At 32.3% G+C, this 21,407-nt stretch carries 17 protein-coding genes; 5 read left to right on the forward strand and 12 right to left on the reverse strand.

Translation table 11 applies throughout. The features are described from left to right. The first annotated feature begins 3 nt into the window (after window positions 1-3). The 5 genes from DMZ43_RS07615 to miaA all read left to right on the forward strand — a co-directional run bounded on the left by DMZ43_RS07615 (window position 4) and on the right by miaA (window position 5,864). The gene (locus tag DMZ43_RS07615; RefSeq protein ID WP_305036025.1) at window positions 4-684 is read left to right on the forward strand and encodes a YggS family pyridoxal phosphate-dependent enzyme; all 681 of its coding nucleotides are present in this window, start codon (window positions 4-6) and stop codon (window positions 682-684) included. A 20-nt stretch (window positions 685-704) separates the two neighbouring features. Continuing rightward, entirely contained in the window at window positions 705-2,075 is a 1,371-nt protein-coding gene (locus tag DMZ43_RS07620) for an exonuclease domain-containing protein (protein WP_131507118.1), read from the forward strand. Continuing rightward, window positions 2,076-4,037 (forward strand): DUF3857 domain-containing protein, encoded by a 1,962-nt coding sequence (locus tag DMZ43_RS07625; protein ID WP_131507120.1) that lies wholly within the window; start codon window positions 2,076-2,078, stop codon window positions 4,035-4,037. An 80-nt stretch (window positions 4,038-4,117) separates the two neighbouring features. Next, entirely contained in the window at window positions 4,118-4,963 is an 846-nt protein-coding gene (locus DMZ43_RS07630; RefSeq protein WP_131507122.1) for an ion transporter, read from the forward strand. Next, window positions 4,956-5,864 (forward strand): tRNA (adenosine(37)-N6)-dimethylallyltransferase MiaA, encoded by a 909-nt coding sequence (gene miaA / locus DMZ43_RS07635; RefSeq protein WP_131507124.1) that lies wholly within the window; start codon window positions 4,956-4,958, stop codon window positions 5,862-5,864. Before DMZ43_RS07630 ends, miaA begins: the two co-directional genes overlap by 8 nt. Window positions 5,865-5,903: 39 nt before the next feature. Here the strand turns inward: miaA and DMZ43_RS07640 are convergent, their stop codons facing one another. From DMZ43_RS07640 to coaBC, 12 genes are all read right to left on the reverse strand, one after another. After that, complete coding sequence (locus DMZ43_RS07640) at window positions 5,904-6,614, reverse strand: response regulator transcription factor (RefSeq protein ID WP_129760330.1); 711 nt, start codon at window positions 6,612-6,614, stop codon at window positions 5,904-5,906. 2 nt (window positions 6,615-6,616) lie between these two features. Continuing rightward, a complete protein-coding gene (locus tag DMZ43_RS07645) occupies window positions 6,617-8,185 on the reverse strand; it encodes a sensor histidine kinase KdpD (protein ID WP_238155792.1) in 1,569 nt (522 codons plus the stop codon). Between the two features lie 83 nt (window positions 8,186-8,268). After that, a complete protein-coding gene (gene coaE / locus DMZ43_RS07650) occupies window positions 8,269-8,847 on the reverse strand; it encodes a dephospho-CoA kinase (protein WP_131507126.1) in 579 nt (192 codons plus the stop codon). Further along, window positions 8,844-9,812: a CdaR family protein gene (locus DMZ43_RS07655; protein WP_131507128.1), complete on the reverse strand. Its 969-nt coding sequence runs from the start codon at window positions 9,810-9,812 to the stop codon at window positions 8,844-8,846. Before DMZ43_RS07655 ends, coaE begins: the two co-directional genes overlap by 4 nt. Beyond that, window positions 9,805-10,815, reverse strand: a complete 1,011-nt coding sequence (locus DMZ43_RS07660; protein WP_131507130.1) for a glycosyltransferase family 2 protein — start codon at window positions 10,813-10,815, stop codon at window positions 9,805-9,807. Before DMZ43_RS07660 ends, DMZ43_RS07655 begins: the two co-directional genes overlap by 8 nt. A gap of 75 nt (window positions 10,816-10,890) precedes the next feature. Further along, window positions 10,891-11,958, reverse strand: a complete 1,068-nt coding sequence (locus DMZ43_RS07665; protein ID WP_131507132.1) for a T9SS type A sorting domain-containing protein — start codon at window positions 11,956-11,958, stop codon at window positions 10,891-10,893. A 134-nt stretch (window positions 11,959-12,092) separates the two neighbouring features. Next, entirely contained in the window at window positions 12,093-13,811 is a 1,719-nt protein-coding gene (locus tag DMZ43_RS07670; RefSeq protein WP_131507134.1) for an FG-GAP-like repeat-containing protein, read from the reverse strand. Between the two features lie 89 nt (window positions 13,812-13,900). Then, complete coding sequence (locus DMZ43_RS07675; protein ID WP_131507136.1) at window positions 13,901-16,426, reverse strand: T9SS-dependent choice-of-anchor J family protein; 2,526 nt, start codon at window positions 16,424-16,426, stop codon at window positions 13,901-13,903. Window positions 16,427-16,640: 214 nt separating this feature from the next. Then, window positions 16,641-17,453 (reverse strand): enoyl-ACP reductase, encoded by an 813-nt coding sequence (locus DMZ43_RS07680; protein WP_131507138.1) that lies wholly within the window; start codon window positions 17,451-17,453, stop codon window positions 16,641-16,643. 150 nt (window positions 17,454-17,603) lie between these two features. After that, window positions 17,604-19,256 (reverse strand): DNA repair protein RecN, encoded by a 1,653-nt coding sequence (gene recN, locus DMZ43_RS07685; RefSeq protein WP_131507139.1) that lies wholly within the window; start codon window positions 19,254-19,256, stop codon window positions 17,604-17,606. A gap of 59 nt (window positions 19,257-19,315) precedes the next feature. Then, entirely contained in the window at window positions 19,316-20,203 is an 888-nt protein-coding gene (locus DMZ43_RS07690; RefSeq protein ID WP_131507142.1) for a DUF4835 family protein, read from the reverse strand. Beyond that, window positions 20,196-21,407 carry a bifunctional phosphopantothenoylcysteine decarboxylase/phosphopantothenate--cysteine ligase CoaBC gene (gene coaBC, locus DMZ43_RS07695; RefSeq protein ID WP_131507144.1) on the reverse strand — a complete coding sequence of 404 codons (1,212 nt, stop codon included), beginning with the start codon at window positions 21,405-21,407 and terminating at the stop codon, window positions 20,196-20,198. The genes DMZ43_RS07690 and coaBC overlap by 8 nt, the downstream gene beginning before the upstream one ends.

Consider the following 21,407-nt stretch of genomic DNA (forward strand, 5'->3'; position numbering starts at 1 on the left):
AATATTGAAATAATAATGACAATTTCAGAACATCTAAATACATTAAAATCTCAACTTCCTGAGCATGTTACTTTGGTAGCTGTTTCAAAAACCAAACCTATAAGTGCTATTATGGAAGCTTACAATTGCGGTCAACGTATTTTTGGTGAAAATAAAATTCAGGAAATGGTTGACAAACACGAGCAATTACCAAAAGATATTGAATGGCATATGATTGGTCATGTTCAGCGAAATAAAGTAAAATATATGGCTGATTTTGTTAACCTCATTCATGGTGTAGACAGCTTTAAATTGCTTAAAGAAATAAACAAACAAGCCCAAAAACATGATAGAATTATTAATTGTTTACTTCAAATTAAAATTGCTGAAGAAGACAGTAAATTTGGTATGTCTGCAAACGACGCTAAAGCATTAATAACTTCTGAAGCACTTTCAACATTACAAAACGTTTGTATTACAGGAGTAATGGGTATGGCAACCTTTACTGAAGATACCAATCAAATTGAAAAAGAGTTTCAGTACCTAAAAACTACATTTGAAACATTAAAACCACTTCAAACTGAAAATTGTAACCTACAAACCATCTCAATGGGAATGAGTGGTGACTACGAACTGGCTATTAAAAACGGAAGTACCATGATTAGAGTTGGAAGTAGTATATTTGGAGCTAGAAATTATAATTAACAACTTTTACAAGCATACTCATTTACGCAATACTCGACATAGAAACTACTGGTGGAAAGTACAATGAAGAAGGTATAACCGAAATTGCAATCTACAAATTTGATGGTCATAAAGTAGTTGATCAGTTTATAAGTCTTGTAAATCCTGAGCGAGAAATTCAACCTTTTGTAGTAAACCTTACAGGCATTAATAGCAACATGCTTAAAAATGCTCCTAAGTTTTATGAGGTTGCTAAACGTATTGTTGAAATTACCGAAGACTGTATTATTGTTGCTCACAATTCGCAGTTTGATTATCGTATTTTAAAAACTGAATTTAAGCGTTTGGGTTTTGGTTACAAGCGAAAAACGTTGTGTACTGTAGAATTATCTAAAAAGCTTATTCCAGGTCAAGAGTCGTATAGCTTAGGCAAACTTACCAGATCATTGGGAATACCTGTAAGCGACAGACATAGAGCTGCTGGTGATGCTATGGCAACTGTAAAGTTGTTTAAAATGTTATTGACCAAAGACCTTGAAAAATTTATTGTTCAAGATGCAATACAAGTTGAAGCTAAATCAAAACTAAAACCTAGTTTAAAGCGTATAATTGACGAACTTCCTAACAGTACTGGAGTCTATTACATACACAATGAAGATGGCGAAATCATTTACATTGGCAAGAGCAACAATATAAAAAACCGAATTAGTCAGCATTTTACCAACACCAGTTCTAAGTCTAAAAAAATTCAACTACAAACAGCAGCTGTAACTTATGAAGAAACTGGCAGTGAACTTATTGCCTTACTAAAAGAATCTCAGGAAATAAAAAAGAACAAGCCTTTATTTAATAGAGCTTTACGCAGACACATTTTTAATTATGCGTTATATAGTTTTACTGATGACAATGGTTACATTAACCTAACTATAGACAAAGCCGATGGTAGAAAACATGCAATTACCACATTTAGTAATAAGCAAAGTGCAAAACATTTTATCTTCAAAGCTATTGAAGAATTCCAGCTTTGTCAAAAGCTTTCTGGTGTATATCCAACAAAAAGTAATTGCTTTAACTATACTATAAAACAATGCTCAGGAGCTTGTATACAAGAAGAAGATGTTACTGACTACAACAATCGTGTAAAGCAATTAATTGATAAAAACAGTTACACAAACAAGAATATGCTTATCATTGATAAAGGACGAGAAGTTGATGAACGTAGCGTAGTATTGATAAAAAACGGATTGTTCAACGGTTTAGGACACTTCAATTTAAACTATCAAATTACCAATATGGATGTATTAGAGTCTTTAATCACTCCAATGGAAAACAATAGAGACTCTCAGCATATTATTCAAAACTACTTACGAAAAAACAAGAATCTAAAAATCATCAACCTTAATCAACACTAAATGAAACACTTCGCTTTAGTACTTGTATTTTTTACTTCTTTTACATTTACTGGTCAGTCTGTTTTTAACTCCGAAGGCGCATCTGTAACAAAAGCAGATCTAGAAACAAATTATTACGAAAAGGACTCGACTGCTAATGCTTTGGTTATTTATGAATATGGTAACAGCTATATAGATAAAAATAGTTTTAAACTTAAAACCGAAATCACTAAAAAGGTTAAGATTTTTAACCGAAACGGATTTGATAAAGCCAATTTGGAAATATTTCTATACAATAACAAAAACAAAAAGGAAAAAGTATCTGATTTAAGAGCTACCACATACAATCTTGAAAATGGTTCGGTCACTAAAACCAAACTTAAAAACAGTGAAATATTTGAAGAAAAATATAACGAAAACTATACTATAGTAAAATCTACTTTTCCAAATATTAAGGAAGGTTCTGTAATTATTTATAGTTACACATTAGAGTCTCCATTTGTTTTCAAATATAAAGGATGGAGCTTTCAAGAAGATATTCCTAAACTTTATAGCGAGTATAATACTAGCATTCCTGGTAACTACGAATACAACATTAAACTGGTTGGGTTTTTAAAACTGTTTCACCAAGACAGCAACATAAGGCACAACTGCTTATCAGTTGGAAATGGTGGTTATGCTAATTGTACAGATACAAGATATATAATGAAAGATATACCAGCCTTTATTGAAGAAGATTACATGACCACAAAAAGTAATTATTTATCTAGGATTGAATATGAACTTAAAGTGTTCAGAGGTTTTGATGGAAGAGTTGACAATATCACAAAAAACTGGAAAACTACAGATAAAGAACTAAAAACAGATAATAACATAGGTCGTCAATTAGGAAAAAGTGGTGGTTTAAAAAATTTACTAAGCGATAGTATCATAAATGAAAATGACGAACTAAAAAAAGCCTCTAAAATTCTCGAGTACGTACAAAACAATTATACGTGGAATGGAAAACACAACCTGTTTAAAGACACTTCTGTAAAAAATTTAATAAAGGAAAAATCTGGTAGTGCTTCAGAAATCAATATCCTACTTCATAACTTACTTGAAGAAAATGACATCAATGTTAAACCTGTTTTAATTTCTACTAGAAATAATGGATTGCCTACTAAGCTTTTCCCAGTAATCTCTGAATTTAATTATCTTATTGTAGCTGCAACCATTAACAACGAGCAGTACTTTTTAGACGCTACTGATGAATACTTATCTTTTGGAGAAATTCCGTTTAAATGTTTAAATCACTACGGAAGATTATTAGACTTCAAAGATGCTAGTTCATGGATAGATATTAGTGATGAAAAAGTATCTTCAAGATTTTACAAAGCTGAGCTTAGCATAGATGCTGAAGCTAACATTTCAGGAATAATTTCTTCAAAATCCACAGGATACCATGGGTTACCTTTAAAAAGAAGCTACTACTCTAATAGCAATCAGTACTTAGATTATTTTAAAGAAACCTATGTAAACCTTGACTTCTTAGACCATAAAGTACTCAGCGAAGGAAAAACCAGTTATGAATTTGAAGAAGAGTTTGAAATTGTTTACGAAAGTGATATAACTGCTAATAACATTTATTTAAATCCGTTTTTATTTAAATTCTTCACAGAAAACCCTTTTAAACTACAAGAAAGAACTTACCCTATTGATTTCGGCTATAAAGATGCTTACTTATATATGCTAAAGCTCGAAATTGGTGATGCTTATGAGATTTTAGAAACTCCTGAAGACTGTGTTTTAAAGCTACCAAACAATACTGGATCACTTACCTTTACAACAACTGTAAATGAGAATTCTGTTTTGTTATATTTTAAATTTAATTTTACTCAGTCTTATTACGAACCTCAATATTATGATAGTTTAAAAACCTTTTTTGGGAAAATAGTTGATGTTCAAAAAAACTCACTTATTTTATTAAAGAAAAAGCAATAATAATAAGTAAATTAAGAAAGAGCAGAGTACTCAACAGCATTCAACTATAATTTTGTAGATTTGGTATTTAGCGTCAATAGATAATAAAAGTGAAATCAAAATTTGATATTTTTAGACAAAAGGTGCACATCATAATTTATGGCACCAACACTGTAGCAGGAAAAGCTTTTGATATTGTCCTGCTTGGTCTAATTTTACTAAGTGTTCTTATGGTGATGCTAGAAACCGTTGACTCTGTTGACGAAAGGTATCACAACGTGCTTTTAATTTGTGAATGGGTTATAACAGTATTTTTCACTATTGAATATATCCTCAGGATTATTTCCATTAAAACGCCATCTAAATACATTTTTAGCTTTTATGGAATTATCGACTTTATAGCAATTCTACCAATGTACCTATCGTTCTTTTTTGGTGGTGCACAAATTTTATCCGTAGTAAGAGCATTAAGGCTTTTACGTATTTTCAGAATTTTAAACTTAGTACACTTTACTGGTCAAGCCTCAGAGCTTCGTTTAGCCATTAAAACAAGTAGAACCAAAATAATTGTTTTCATCTATTTTGTACTCGTAGTTTGTGTGCTTTTAGGTTCATTAATGTATGTTATTGAAGGCGAGGTTAATGGTTTTACAAGTATTCCTGTGAGTATCTATTGGTGTATTGTAACACTAACAACTGTTGGTTATGGAGATATACATCCTGTTACTCCAACAGGTCAGGTTATTGCTTCGCTAATCATGATTTTGGGTTATGGTATCATTGCTGTTCCTACAGGAATTGTTACTGCTGAATTTGCCCAAAACAGAAAGAAAAAAGGATTATTTACTTTAGAAAAAGATTATCCTTGTCCTAATTGTGGTGTTGACGACCATAAGCAAAAAGCCGATTTTTGTTACAACTGTGGCAATAAGCTAGAACATGAGTAAATATCTAATCTCCATTGTTGGTCCTACTGCTATTGGCAAAACTGCTTTAAGTATTAAATTGGCTACACATTTTAATACCGAAATAGTATCGGCTGATTCCAGACAATTTTTTAAAGAAATGCAAATAGGTACTGCTGCTCCAACAGCAGACGAATTGAGCGCAGCTAAACACCATTTTATTCATCATAAAAGTATTGAAGACAACTACAATGTAGGTGCTTTTGAGGTTGATGCTATTGCAAAACTTTCTGAATTATACCAAACACATGATGTTGTTATTATGGTTGGTGGTTCTGGTCTTTATGTTGATGCTGTCACCAAAGGTTTGGATGAGTTTCCTAATGTAAAACCAGAAATTAGAGAACAACTTAACACTACACTAGAAACTAAAGGACTAATTAGCTTACAAGAACAATTAAAAGAATTAGACCTTGACGCATATAACACCATAGCCCTTGATAATCCACATAGAGTGATAAGAGCTTTAGAAGTTTGCATAGGCTCGGGCAAACCCTACTCTTCTTTTTTGAAAAAAAATAAAAAGCAGCGACAGTTTAAAACCATTTCAATAGGACTTACTGCTGACAGAGAGATAATTTATAATAGAATAAACTCTCGTGTAGATATTATGGTTAAAGAAGGCCTTATAGAAGAAGCTAAAGCTTTGATACCAAAACAGCATTTAAACGCATTAAACACAGTAGGCTATAAAGAGCTTTTCAATTATTTTAATGGCGAATGGACTTTAGACTTTGCAATTTCAGAAATAAAAAAGAACACAAGGCGTTTTGCAAAACGCCAATTAACTTGGTTTAAAAAGAATAAGGACACCTTTTGGTTTGACTACAAAACCAATGTCAATGAGATCATAGCTACAATTGAACGTAATATAAAATCATAAAAAAAAGCCTATCAAAATCGATAGGCTTTCTTATATAATTTATGCGTTTTGATTGACAACCAACCTAAACCCTTCTCCATGTATGTTTAAAATTTCAACATTTTCGTCAGGTTTTAAGTATTTACGTAGTTTAGCAATGTAAACATCCATACTTCTGGAAGTAAAGTAGTTGTCGTCTCTCCATATCTTAGTCAATGCTAATTCTCTTGGCATTAAATCGTTTTCATGTAAAGCCAATAAACGTAATAATTCGTTTTCTTTTGGAGAAAGCTTAACTGGTTCTCCTCCATTAAATTTTAAGAAACGTAATTTAGAGTTTAAGTCAAACTTACCAATCTTAAATTCAAATTGTTTGCTATCAGCTACAGAGTCAGTTGCTTTACGCTGCATAATTGCTTTAATTTTCATAAGCAACACTTCACTGTCAAAAGGCTTGTTTAGGTAATCGTCTGCTCCTACTTTATATCCTTTTAATACATCTTCTTTCATAGCTTTAGCAGTTAAGAAAATGATTGGAACATCAGCGTTTTTTTCGCGAATTTCTTTAGCAAGCGTAAATCCATCCTTATAAGGCATCATGACATCAAGAATACATAAATCGAAATCGTCTTTTTTGAATTTCTCAAAACCTTCCATTCCGTTTTTAGCATGAACAACTGTATATTCGTTCATGGTTAAGTAATCCTTTAATACAGTTCCAAAATTTGGATCGTCTTCTACTAATAGAATTTTCTTATTTAGTTCTTCCATAATTATGATATTAGTGGCAGCTTAATTGTAAATACACTACCTTTTCCTTTTTCACTTTCTACTGATATATGACCTTGATGGTCTTCTACTATTCTTTTTACGTAAGCCAAACCTAAACCATGACCTTTTACATTATGAACATTTCCTGTATGCTCTCTATAAAACTTTTCAAAAACACGTTTTTGAACTTGTTTTGACATTCCGTTACCTTGGTCGGCTATTTTTAATAGTATGTTATTGCCTACGTTTTCTGTGTACACATCTATTTTTGGTGCATCGTCACTATACTTTATAGCGTTATCCAAAATATTTACAATAACATTGGTAAAATGACTTTCATTAGCTAAGACAGATGATTTAGAAGCTTCTAAATGCATATTTACATAACCTTTTCTATCTTCAACTATCAACTCTACATGTGTAATTGCGTCTTCTACTAAGTCGTGCAACTTCACTCTATCCTTACTAATGTTAAGTTCATTCTTTTCTAGTTTAGATATACGCAAAACGTTTTCAACTTGGGCATGCATACGCTTGTTTTCGTCTTTTATCATTCCCAAATAGCGCATCACTTTTTCTTGATCGCCAATTATTTTTGGGTTTTTTATTGAATCTAAAGCCAAATTAATTGTTGCTATTGGTGTTTTAAATTCGTGCGTCATGTTATTGATAAAGTCTGTTTTTATCTGTGATATTTTACGTTGCTTTATCAACTGATAAACAGCACTTGAGTATGCCACAATAATAATTGTTGTAAAGATTATTGAAAGCAACAACATTTTTAAAATGGTTGAAAACAAAAACTTATTACGCTCAGGAAAATCGACATATAGTCTATAATCACTTTCTCCATTATTATCTAAAAATACCGGAACACCAAGTGTAGCACTCGATACTTCAAAATCATCAGACTGTACTTTGGTAGCCAAATCTTTATCGTAAATAGCAAACTCAAAATTGATATCAATACCATTATTTTTAAGTTGCTTTTTTAAAAACCCTGAAACCTCTTCGCTGGTAATTCTTTTATAAACCGGAATGTTTTTAAAACGCTCTCTTGTAGCTGCAATAAAATGTGCTTGCTGCAAAGGCGACATAGATTGTATATTTTGAAATGATTTTTCAGGACTAATCTTAAATTCTCCTGTTAAATTATTATTGCTGTATACTTTTGTTTCCTGATTGCTTTGTACCCTGTTTAAACTTATACTATCTAAACCTATTTCAAAGAACAGTGATGGGATTTTATAGCTTTCTTCTAAAATACCGTTTCTAAAAATTACGGTTTCGTTATTAGCGTTATCTTGATACTTAAGGATTATTTCAGACAGTGCTGTAGTATCAGGCTTACCTCCTTTTTCTATAAACTCTTGAAGTTTATTATCAAAAACAGCGAACTCTTTGTCTTCAATTGCTTTTGAAACAAAACTTAACGAACGTTTTACGTTTAAGGTAAACTGATTTTTTTCATTTATAAGCGTATTATTAATAAAATATGCTTGAACGAAAATAATCCCTATGAGTGATAAACTCATTAAAACCACCATTAAAATGAATAGCTTTTTGCCCATCGTTCAAATTTAAGATTTTAACATTTAGTTTTTGTACCCTTTAACCTTACATTAACAAAAATGTTAAAATTTGAGTTGTTGACTTACTTTATCAATGATTTATGAATTTTTAAAACCTGAACTTTTGTATCTTCAATAGTATTGTTAACTATCACAAAATCAGATTTTTTAATCTTTTCTTCATCGCTTAACTGGTTATTGACTATTGCCAAAACTTTTTCTCTTGAAGTATTATCGCGTTGTAACACACGATTTATGCGTTCTTCTAAATCTGCAGTAACCAAAATGATACAATCGTATTGAGATTGCATACCTTCTTCAAAAATGATAGCTGCTTCTTTAATAACATATGCACCATTCTGCTTTTTAAGCCAACGCTTAAAGTGCGCACCTACTTTTGGATGCACAATAGCATTCATTTGTTCAAGCAGTTCTTTGTTATTAAATATTTTTGAAGCAATATAAGGTCTATTTAAGCCTTCGTTAGTGTAAGCCTTTTCACCAAAAAGTGCAATCAACTTTCTGCGGATTACTTTAGACCTATTCATTAATTTTTTAGCTTCAACATCAGCGATATAAATAGGCACACCTAATTCAGAAAACAATTTAGCAACAGTTGTTTTCCCACTACCAATACCACCTGTAAGACCTACAATTTTCATTCTACTAAGATAAAATCTACTTTGCTTTGTTTTATTTTGGCATTTTTAACCACATTAGGTAATCTGGTAATTTTAGGCGTTAAGAACGTACGATTGCTTCCTGAAACTTCATTGTAATCACATTCTACTCTAAAATCTTGTAATTTAATTTCTTTAAAGTTTTTTAAAGGTAAATAATACAATACAGATACGGTTTTAGGGAAAAAATTTACTGTGGCATTATTAGGCGTATTATTTATATTCAACGGTACTTCTATTGTACCTTCAGTAAATTTTTCGACGTCTCCAGTTACTGTGACATTATTTTCTGATAATTTGATGTTATAATCAACCTTAGGTAAAACCACATTAACCTTTGAGTTGATATTAGATTTCACCTCTTTTAAAGCTAGTGATTTGGTGTTTAAAAACTCTATGTTATCAATTACATTTTGAGGCGCAATAACGTTTATTGAATCTGGAGAAACCGTTAAACCGTTTAGTAAATCATACCCTGAAGAGAATGAAATTTTAGAATCTACAACAACAGGTACTTTTTTAACTGCTAACGTTTGAAACGAAAACTTTAAAGTATCTGGTTTTATTGATACAACTTCAACTTTATCTCCTAACTGAGGTTTTATATTATGGACAGTTGCATTAGGCACCCAAATATAATGGTCGTCAACCAAGCTTAGATCTTTTTCAAAATCTACTTTTAAAGAATGATCTGAAAAGTATAAAGGCATTAAATTAAACCCATGAGAGTTCATCACTACATTTACATTGGCTGAGTCATTTTTTGTTAACACATAATGCTCGGGAACATTGGAAAATTTAATTGCAAAATTAACCGACTCAGTATACTCTTTGGATAGTTTTGAAATTACCAAAAACAAAAATGCTAAAAGCAAAAACAACCCAAACACATTGAGTTTTTTACTCTTTATTGACTTTAGCAGTTTATGTTTTAGTTTACTAACCATGTATAAAAAATAAATGAGGAAATACCTGCTCTGGAGTTTTCTTAGTAAACTTTAAAGCTAATGTAGACTTTAAAAACCCATAACCATAACCAAAAAACTGTATTGCTATTGCAATAATAGCTTGTATAGCTACAACCAAACTTTTGGAGCTAATTAATGCTAAAATAAAGGCTGCTATAAAATATAAAGCATATAATTTTAGTCCTAAGTCAATTCCTAAACCAAACAAAATTATTGAAGCTAAAAAACCTAAACAAAACAATGTTGGTAGCCAATAAACGAGTTTTGCTGTTTTAGGATGCCATTGGTTTAAAATAGGTCTAACCAACCCAAACTTATTGACTTGCTTGTAAAATTTAGACCATGAAATTCGGCGTTTGTGATATACAAATGCCTCGTTAATCAATTTAGTTTTAAAACCTAGATTAATTAACCGTATTGACAAATCAGGGTCTTCACCTGGATGAATTACACCAAACCCTCCTGAAGCTTCAAATGCAGCCTTAGACAGTCCCATATTAAAACTTCGTGGTTGAAACTTATCTACTTTTGTCTTTCCTCCTCTTATTCCACCAGTAGTAATAAAAGAAGTCATAGCAAAGTTTATAGCTTTTTGTAGCGATGTAAACGAATGGTGAGCCGCATCAGGACCTCCAAAACAGTCAACAAATTCGTTATCTAGACTACTTTTAACCGTTTGTAAGTAATGTTTAGGCAATAAACAGTCTGAATCTAATATGATATAATAATTTCCCTTTGCCTTTTTCATTCCAAAGTTTCTAGAATCTCCAGGTCCTGAATTAGGTTTAAAGTAATAGGAAATATTCAATCTGTCAATATAAGATGCTACTATTGCTTTACAGTCAATATTAGAACCATCTTCTACAATAACTATTTCAAAGCTAAAATCGCCTTCTAACAAAGTAAAGCTTTCTAAAAGCTCATTAACCTCATCAGGCCTATTAAATACTGGTATTATAAATGAAAAATCAAGTGTATTCATATACCACAAAGGTAATTAAACTAAACACAAAAGCCACCTAATTGGTGGCTTTTGAAAATACAATATTTAATATTTTTATTGCTTTATAATTCTGATAGTTTCAGTTACATCATTGATAGTAACTTTTACAAAGTAAGCACCATTGCTTAAGTTGCTCATGCTAACTTCACTTTGTAAACTATTAGGTGCAGTTCTAACAACTTCTTGTCCTAACATGTTGTAAATAGATACATTTTGTATATTGCTTTGAGCTTTTAAATTCAACTCATTTTTAACTGGGTTAGGGAAATAAGTAAAAGCGTTTTCACTCTCAACCTCATCAACTCCTAAAGTATCAGAAGACCAAATCTTCAAATCAAAAGTTTTTCCTGTTGTTGAACCTGGTCCCCATTGAAATACTCTTACATAGTATGTTTCTCCAACAACTAAACTTGTAGAGTTAATTGTTTCTAAAGCTGGTCCTCCTTCTGTATTATCAGCACAACTAACAGCAGACAAACTTCCACAACTTCCAGAGTATAATTCTATTATTCCATCAAAATTATCTAGCTCAAGAGTTAAAGTAACATTAGATGTTAAAGCTTCAAAAGAATACCAAACATCATCATTTGGCGTTCCACCACAGCTTTGTGCAGACATACCTGAACTAGTTGCTGAATCAATAGTTCCTGAAGTTGCACTTGCTGCTCCTGCACTTGCAACACCAGTTTCTTGGATTATAGATTGAGCTGTAGCACAATCATCATTAGAAAGTCCTGTTGAATCTAAGTTTTGTACTGTAGTTACATGACAATTAAAATCAATGTCACATACAGCGTTCTCAGCCCAATGCACTTCAACTTCAACAGCAGTAGACACCCAACTTAATGGTGATGCTCCATGACTTAAAACAGTAGTTCCATCAGCAGCATCGGTTATTGTGATATAACCACCATCTCCATCAAATTGATATTCATCTCCAATATTGAGGTTGTCAACAACAGAAAACTCACCAAAGGAGCTACAACTAGAGATTTGTTCAATTGATCCTGAATTCAATGCACTGTAGGTCTCTGCCGGAAATTGACTGGTAAAATTACACTGCGCCTGAACGTAAATATTTGTTAAAAAAAGGCAAAATGCCAATAAAGTAATTTTCTTCATGGTATATTTAGGTATTTGATTAATAACAACATAAATGTATTAAAAAAAGATAAGACAACCTTTTATTAACAATAAATTCGACAAAAAACAAGGTATTCTCGTTAAGTGAATAGTTACACTTAATTCTAGTTCATTTAGCTTTTAATAATCTTAAAAGACTTTAAATTATCATTTGTCTCCATTTTTATAAAATAGTATCCTTTTTCTAAATGTGAAAGGTCTAACCTCACTTCACGAGCCAAGGCATTATTATGCATTAATTCTTGACCTAAAGCATTATATAACGTTACGCATTTTATATTTTGGGCAGATTTTATTATTAACTCATCAGACACAGGGTTATTAAAACTAAAAGTAGTCTGTTCGTTTTCGTTTATTGATAATTGATTTTCTCCTTCTATAATCTCTAAAACTTGATTTGCATTTACATTATCAATAACATCAATTATACCGCTTAACCATGTAACTTTAACATAGTCAACAACTGTATTGTCTGCAAGTCCAAAAATCTCGACACCTGAATTTTGAGAGAGATAACCTTCTCCACACAGCGTATATCTATATTGCTTTTCTCCATTAATTGAAATTTCTATTAAAGAACCAATACCATCTCTATTACTAACTGTTCCTTGAAGCTTTACTTTTAGCCAATTATTAGTAGAAACTGTTTGATTACTCCAAACAAAAATATTCTCATTATCTGCATTACTAACAACTATTTCAGGAAATCCATCATTATTTAAGTCTCCTATTGCATTAGAAAAGCTTTGTCTAGTATCGTTTATAAACCCTGAATTTGATGCTAAACTATAATAACCACTACCATTATTTTCATAAAAAGCTGCCGATAAAAACCCAGGTACCGAACCGTTAAATTCTCCGCTTACGTACAAGTCTAAATCCATATCATTTTCTGCATCTAGAAAAACTGCTCCCCAACCTATACTATTAAAAAGCACTCCTGCTGTTGAAGCTACATTGGTAAACGTTTCACCATTATTATTCTGTAATAACACATTTCCACTTGGTGTATTTGTTACATAAATATCTAACCAACCATCGTTATTATAATCATCTATTGTTACAGACATAGCATCTATGTAAAGATTGGTACCTGTGTTAACACTAACATCAGTAAAAGTTCCGTCTCCATTGTTTTTATAAAGTACATTTGGGTTATCTACTCTATCGTTAGACACGTAAATGTCTTGCCAACCATCTTTATCATAATCAAAAAAAGCAGAGCAAAAAGATAAATCACTAACTTCTAGTATACCTACAAGATTACTTACATTTACAAATGTTCCATCACCATTATTTTTATACAAATAATTTGGCACTACACCTGTAACATCTCTATTACTCAAAAAAACATCAAGGTAGCCATCGTTATTATAATCTCCCCAGGATGCACCATAAGTAAAAATATTATTCGTTGGTAAACCACAAGTTGTAGTAACTTCGTGAAAACTCATACTTCCGTTATTAACAAAAAGCCTATTTCCTGACACGTTACTAGTCACATAAAGGTCTTTATCTCCATCATTATCAATATCAACCCAATTTGTTTGCTTTGATTGTGAGTTTATTTTTGGCACAATTAGCACTTCTTCTACAAAAACGCCATTAACATTTTTAAAAAAGCGTAAAGCAGTTCCAGCTTGAGAAGCCAAAGTTATATCGTCCCAACCATCATTATCATAATCATAAAAAGTTATTCCACTACCAAAAGGAGTATTACCACTACTAAAACCTAATCCGATATTAGAAGCTTGGTCTGAAAAATATGTTTGAGAGTAAACAATTACACTCATTAGAAATACTATTTTAAAAGATAAAATGTTTTTTTTCATTTATATAAGTGTTTAATTTTAAAAGTACTAAAAAAAGAAAAGCCCTAGCTATTTAGCTAAGGCTTTTCTTCTTTTTATTTAAAAACTATTTAGTTTTTTATAACTCTAATAGTTTTTGTAGCATTATCAATTGTTACTTTAACAAAATAAGCACCACTATTAAGATTTACCATATCAACCTCAGCATCTAATGTGTTTGGAGAAGCGTTTATTACTTCTTGCCCTAACATATTATATACTGCAACATTTTGAATGTTGCTTTGAGCGTTAAGCGTTAATTTATCATTAACTGGGTTAGGGAAATATGTAAATTGACTATTATCTTCTACATCACCAACCGATAAAACTTCAGAAGTAGACCATAGAGCTATTGTAAAATCTGATGAAGTTGGTGTTCCAGAATAATAGTAATATACTCTTACATAATATGTTTGTCCTACAACAAAGTCAGTACGACTTATTCTTGGATTTCCATAAGTACTGTCATAGTCATCATATTCAATTGAGGTAAGGTTATTACAATCTCCTGAAAATAACTGGATAACTCCATCAAAATCATCAGTTACATCAATATTTATATCTGTTGCAGTTGCTGTAAAGCTATACCAAACATCATCATTAGCTGTACCTGCAGGTGCTGCAATACCTGAATCTGTTGCTCCTGCTATTGTTCCAGGAATTTGAGTTGCAGAAGGTAAATCTGCTATTTCTCCTTCAACTGTTAACTCAATAGCTCCTAGACATTCATCATTTGCTGGTGGTGCAGCTGGTGTTGTAAAGGTAAACGCCACCCAATCACTTGTCTCTCCACCACAATCGGCTTGATAATACACATAATAAGTAGTACTCTCATTCAACCCTGTAAGCATACCATTATATTCTGGTGTACCACTTACAGTATCTGATCCATCTTCCTCTCCCATTCCTGGAGTGAAATCAGCACCTTCTTTCCACTCAATATTCCAAGTTGTTTCAGCATAACCAGCACTCCATGATAAATCAGTTGAAGTTTCACTTAAATTATCTGCAGTCATACCTGATGGCGCAGGGCAAGTAACTTCATAAATATCTAAATCATAAGTTGATGTTTGAGGAGAACCTGACCAAGCAGAAACTACAACATAATACGTTGTACCACTAGTTAAGCTTATTAATGGCAAACTTCTTGTTGTTCCTGAAGTTGAAGTATGGTAAGCCACTACCGATGAGAAAGGACAACCTTCAAATAACCATAAAGAGTGCCAATCAGATGTAGGTAATGTTAAATCAAAATTATAAACACCATCAGAAGCAGGTGTAAACGAGTATACAGCATCATTAGCCCCTATGTAGTAAGTACTTCCTGTTCCATTAGTATACTGAGCGCCTGTTAAAGCAGGTACATCAGAAAGGTCATATGCATCTCCATAATTTGCTGTATCATCTGATGTTGAATAAGGCACTGATGAAACAACAATTGGGTTGCTACAGTCATAACCAATTGGAGCACCTTCAATAGTAAAACTCCAAATAGCACAACCAGAAGCTTCTACAGAAACATTAACAGGAACTGCTGACCAATACACAACTTGACTATAAGAAAAATCTACTGAAGCTGTTGTTGTTGCTACAGTTGTCTCTAAAACTGGGTTTGTTCCGGTAGCATCATCATAAGAATAAATATTATATCCTGTTGGAGTTGGTCCAGATGATGGAGCAGTCCAACTTAAAGATACAGTCTCACCTTCAACATCAACAGCCGTATCTAATGGCGTAATAGGTGCTTCAGCACAGTTAGGTGTTTCTGCTAGCGTAGTAAACGTAAATGATGCCCAAGTACTTGTATCTCCTCCACCACAATCAGCTTGATAATACACATAATATTCTGTATTGGCAGTTAAACCTGTTAGTTGACTATTATATTCAGGAGATCCTGATACTGAATCTGACCCATCTTCTTCACCTGCACCAGGATTAAAGTCAGCTCCAGCTTTCCACTCTAAATTCCACATTGATTCTGCATCACCTAAAGTCCAAGACAAATCAGCAGATGTAGAAGTAATATTGTTAGCCGTCATAGCAGACGGTTCAAGACAAGTAGGTGGAGCTCCAGCAAAAAAGTCATCAATATAAAGTTCATCTTCCCAATCACCAACATATTTAAAAGCAAAATAAACCGTTTGACCTGCATAAGCATCTAGACTTTGTGAATATAAAGTCCAAACATCTTCAGATGCATTGGCAAGTAAATCATATAATAATGTAAAGTCTCCAGGATTATTTATTGGATCAGCCGAAGTGGTAGATATCCAAATTCCTTCTTCTACTCCATAACCTATTGAAGTATAGTTATGATTATAATAAAACTCTAAAACATCACCTGTAGAAACAGTATATGATGGTGAAATCATCCAAGAAGTAGACTCTGTTGCAATATTATCATCATTATGGTAAAAAGAATAGGTGCCAGAATTTGCTCGACTACTTGTTTGTACAAATCCTGGGTCATCTCCTTCTGTTTGCATAAATGTCCATCCTGAAGGAGGGTCAACTTCAAAATCTTCAGAAATTTGAGCATTTGATTGCCAACAAAATGAAAAAATAGCCAACGCTATCAATAAAGTAATTTTTTTCATAATTTGTTATTTTAATTAATAGTTAATAAAACGTTAATGCATAAATGTATTGATTAATTTTATGTTAAGAAACTACTCTCAATTCTAATCGATTAAAAACTAAAAAAACCGACGAAAAACAGTTGCTTAAAAATCAAGCGATTGTATAAAAAAAGAAGAAGAGCTAAAAGCCCTTCTTCTTTTTTATAGTATGTATTAAAATTATGTATGTTATTTATTCAACAAATTTTTCCATAACTGCGTCACTTACGCCCATATTACTAAATCCACCATCATTAAATAAGTTTTGAAGCGTTACTCGTTTGGTTAAATCACTAAATAAAGTGACTGTATAGTTAGCACAATCTAAAGCTGTAGCGTTTCCTAAAGGCGACATCTTATCAGCATAAGCGATAAACCCATCAAACCCTTTTACACCTTGACCTGCAGTTGTAGGTGTTGGCGATTGCGAAATAGTGTTTACTCTTACTTTTTTATCTCTTCCGAAGAAATACCCAAAACTACGCGCTATACTTTCTAAATAGGCTTTATTGTCTGCCATATCGTTATAGTCTGGAAACACACGCTGTGCAGCCATATATGTTAAGGCTACTATACTTCCCCATTCATTCATTGCATCTGCTTTATACAGTGTTTGCATTACCTTATGAAATGACATTGCAGAAACATCGGTTCCTTTTTGAGTCCAATCGTAATTTTGATCAGTATAAGCTTTTCCTTTTCTCACGTTTACAGACATTCCAATAGAATGCAAAACAAAATCAATCTTTCCGCCTAAAATCTCCATTGATTTTGACACTAAATTTTCTAAATCCTCAATTGATGTGGCATCAGCAGGAATAATCTCTGAACCTGTTTTTTCGGCAAGCTCTTTTATTTGTCCCATTCGCATAGCAATTGGTGCGTTGGTAAGCACAAATGTTCCGCCTTCTTCATGAACGCGCTCTGCAGTTTTCCAAGCTATTGAGTTTGGGTCTAATGCACCAAAAATAATTCCTTTTTTTCCTTTTAATAAGTTATATGACATATTACTAGTTTTTTGAATATTTATAATTTAGTTGGTATTTTATTACCTATTTAGGTTTTATCAATATTAAATTCAAAATTAATAAAACTTTAAATGTATTACTGCTTTTTGGCGTTCAATTCTGCAATAATACTTTATTTTCACATTATCTTAATTTAATAATTGTTTAGCATGCTCTAAAGCCGAATCAGAAAGTGTTGCACCTCCAAGCATTTGTGCTATTTCAACAATACGTTCTTCTGAAGTTAATTTTTTTAACTGCGTTTGGGTTACCTCATCAACATCTTCTTTAAAGACTTTAAAATGTGTATCTCCTTTTGATGCTATTTGCGGTAAATGTGTTATGGTAAACACTTGCATTGTTTTACTCATTTGCTGCATAATAGATCCCATTTTGTTTGAAATTTCTCCTGAAACTCCTGTGTCTATCTCATCAAACATAATGGTTGGCAATTGCGTATATTTTGATAAAATTGACTTTATAGCAAGCATAATACGAGATAACTCTCCTCCTGATGCTGCTTTTTTAAGTTCATTAAATTGACCACCTTTATTGGCTGAAAACAAAAAGCTCAATTCATCTTTTCCGTTTAAAAGGAATTTATCTACCAGCTTTAACTCTACTTTAAATTTAGCATTTGGCATTCCTAAACTTCCTAAAATAGCTTCTAATTGCTCAGTTAAGGTTGGTATTGCGTTTTCTCGTGTTTTATGAATATCCTTAGCGAGTTGATTTAATTGTTGTTCAATCGTTTTAAGTTTCTTTTCAATAGCAACAATTTGAGTATCCATATTCTCTGTTACAGATACTTTTTCCTTAAGGTTTTCTCGAATAGAAATTAATTCAGAAACATTAGACACAATATGCTTTTGCATTAGATTATGAAGCACTTGCAGTTTAGCATTCACTACTTCTAATCGGTTAGGGTCATCTTCTAGCTGATCTTGAGCTGTTTCAATTTCTGAAAAGACATCGTCTAACTCTATTAAACTACTGTTGATTCTTTCAAAAATAGCTTTATAGTTTGCCGAATATTCTGAAATTTTAGCAAACTGATTTTTGAGTTCTGTTAAATTGCTAATAACACCAATATCTTCATTACTTAACAATTGATAAGATGCCGAAAGTTTATCTTTTATCTCCTCTATATTATTAAGCGTTTCATACTCTTCTTCTAAAGTTTCCAAGTCGTCGTCTTCCAACTTAGCTGCTTCTAATTCTTTTAAAAGAAACAGGTTATAATCTAGCTCTTTGGTAAACTCATTTTTTTGCTCTTGCAATTGAGTTAATTCTCGTTTTAGCGATTTATATATTGAAAGCTGGTTAGAATATTCTGAAAGTAACTTAGCGTTATCTGCCAATGCATCTATAACCTGAAACTGAAAATCGTCATTGGTTAACTGTAAGGTTTGATGTTGCGAATGAATGTCTAAAAGGTGTTCGCCTAAGGTTTGCAAACTATCTAAGTTTACAGGTGTATCATTTATAAATGCTCTAGATTTACCTGAAGGTAATATTTCGCGACGTACAATGGTTAATGGTTCGTAATCTAAGTCCTCTTCTTTAAAAAGCGATTTTAGGTCGTAATTAGCAACATCAAAAGTGGCTTCAATAACACATTTTATTGATGCGTCTTTAACGTTACTCAAATCGGCTCTTTTACCAAGCACTAAAGACAAACCTCCAAGCAGTATTGATTTTCCTGCTCCTGTTTCACCAGTAATTATGGTAAGTCCATTATTGAAATTAACCTGAAGGTTATCAATTAAAGCGTAATTTTTTATGGATAGTGATGTAAGCAATGTATTGTTAGCTAAAGTTTCAACAAAAATCTATACTAGTACCACTTTTTTTTAAGTGTCTAGTATTTTATGTTTCTCCATTTTGAAGCATGCATAGGAGCTATTCTAGTAAGTGATGTGATTACCTCAGTAATGTTTACACTTGGTCCACCTGAAAAAATATCTTGAATTTCTTCGGATTTTGCATCAAAAAACACACGCATAAGAAAAGAATTAGGACGTCTGCTATTCATAGCTTTTAACTCTTCTATAACCGAAGCTATTTCCTCTTTTGAAGATTTTGCGTTTCTATGCATTTTATCTAATCCTTCCATATGATAAGCGTACATCACATTTCTAAATTCTTTAAACATTGGAGATAAAATATTGTCTATTAAAACAAAGCGTGTTTGCTGACCATCTTCTAGCTTCCAACCTTTAAAGTTTTCTTGCTGCGAATAGTTTAAAATAGTTTGCGCTTGTCTGTAATATTCATCACCTCCATTTTGCTCAAAAGTATCAGCATCTAAACCTAGAATCATATAAATATGGTATGCTAAAACCGATACCAAATTAGATTCAAACTGATTAGGATTAAACACTAAGTTTTGAAACTCAAGATATCTAAATGTAAAATTCTTATCGTTAAAATTATAAACTGGAGTACTATAGGTTGAATTAAAAACAGGACGAGACGATTGTATTTGCAACGTCGCATTAAACACATCGCTATTGTAATCTAAAATATTGATTACCATACTACAATTGATGCGTTCTTGTGATTTAAAATTTTTATCTGTCCAAGTTGTATTGTTTACAAACTCTGTTAATTGTCTTTCTAAAGTTTTAAACACCTGAACATTTTCGTTACCAGTTTGTTGCGCGTTAACTACCAAGTTACAATTAAGTTCTTGAGCAGTAACACTTAAACCGAAACATAAAAATAAGATATAAAGAAAATTACGCATTGAGTTGTTTTAATATTTGATTCATTAAGTCTTCAGCTACTTGTGTTTTAGACTTTAGCTCTTGGGCAATGATTTGGTCATCATTAGTTATAAAAGTAACTTTATTTGTTGAACCTCCAAAACCTGCTCCTTTATCGTTTAACGAATTTAATACAATTAAATTTAAATTCTTAGCTTTTAATTTTCCTTTTGCATGTTCTAACTCGTTATTGGTTTCCAATGCAAAGCCAACTAAAAACTGTTTGGTTTTAATAGCTCCTAATGAAGCTAATATATCCTTGGTCTTTTCTAACTCTATGCTAAACGTTGCTTCTTTCTTTTTTATTTTTTGGTCTGCAACATTTTTTGGTCTGTAGTCTGCAACTGCAGCCGAAAGTACTGCAATATCAACATTACCAAAGTAGTTATGTGCTTCATTATACATTTGAGAAGCACTGGTAACTCGTATTAATTTTATTAAACTACTAGATACTGTTTCATGACTAGGTCCTGACACCAATATAACCTCAGCACCAAGGTTTGCTGCAGCTTTGGCTATTTCAAATCCCATTTTACCACTAGAATGATTACCTATAAAACGAACAGGATCTATTGCTTCATACGTTGGGCCTGCAGTAACCAATACTTTTTTTCCACGAAGTGGTAGTTTGTTTAAAATATCTTTTTCAATAAAGTCAACAATATCTTCTGGTTCAGCCATACGACCTTCGCCTACAAGACCACTTGCAAGTTCGCCACTTGTTGCAGGAATCATTATGTTTCCAAAAGATTTTAAAGCCTCAAAAGACTGCACTGTAGATGGATGTTTGTACATGTCTAAATCCATAGCAGGAGCAAAATACACAGGACATTTAGCTGAAAGATAAGTAGCCAAAAGTAAATTGTCGCAGGTACCATTAGCCATTTTAGACATGGTGTTGGCTGTTGCAGGAGCTATCACAAAAATATCAGCCCAAAGCCCAAGTTCTACATGATTATTCCACACAGCATTTTCATCCTCTTCATTTGTAAACAAAGAATGAACTGGGTTTTTTGATAATGTAGAAAGTGTTAAAGGTGTAATGAAGTCTTTAGAAGCAGGCGTCATAACGACCTTTACGTTTGCGCCTGCTTTTATAAATAACCTTACAAGGTTAGCTGTTTTATAAGCAGCAATACCAGCAGTGATGCCTAGTAATATATTTTTGCCGCTTAATATTGACAT

Source organism: Meridianimaribacter sp. CL38 (genome assembly GCF_004328055.1).
GTDB lineage: Bacteria > Bacteroidota > Bacteroidia > Flavobacteriales > Flavobacteriaceae > Gaetbulibacter_B > Gaetbulibacter_B jejuensis.